We start from the raw sequence: 470 nt of genomic DNA, 5'->3' as shown, positions 1-470 counted from the left end.
CGAGACCCCGGTGGCCCTGGGCCTCGCCGCGCTGAACGGGGCCGGCACCATGACCCTGTCCAGCGCCGATGCACTGCTGTCGGTCGGCAGCGGCAGCTTCACCGGCCGCATCGAAGGCGCCGGTGCGCTCACCAAGACCGGCAGCGGCACCTTGCTGCTCTCGGGCAGCAACAGCTTCAGCGGCCCGGTCTCGGTCGAGCTCGGTACGCTGCAGCTGGACGGCGGCGCGGCGCTGGCCGACACCGCCAGGATCAGCGTCGCCGCGCCCGCCCAGCTGACGCTGCTGGCCGGCGAATCCGTCGCCCAGCTGAGCGGCAGCGGCCGCGTGCAGCTGGACAACGGTTCGCGCATCGCCCTGGGCAGCGACGGTTCCGACAGCCGCTTCGACGGTGTCATCGCCGGCAGCGGCAGCCTCGCCAAGCAGGGCAGCGGCACGCTGATCCTCACCGGCGCCAACAGCTACACCGGCG

The 470-nt window shown here is 73.2% G+C and carries 1 protein-coding gene; it reads left to right on the top strand.

Annotated elements, in window-relative coordinates; all coding sequences use genetic code 11:
- The coding region (locus B0W88_RS32280) for an autotransporter-associated beta strand repeat-containing protein (protein ID WP_144007172.1) at positions 1-470 on the top strand (470 nt) is incomplete at both ends.

The organism is Pelomonas sp. KK5 (genome assembly GCF_001984095.1).
Taxonomy (GTDB): domain Bacteria; phylum Pseudomonadota; class Gammaproteobacteria; order Burkholderiales; family Burkholderiaceae_C; genus KK5.
Note: the sequence above shows the minus strand (reverse complement) of the source record. Positions and strands in the feature narration are given on the sequence as shown.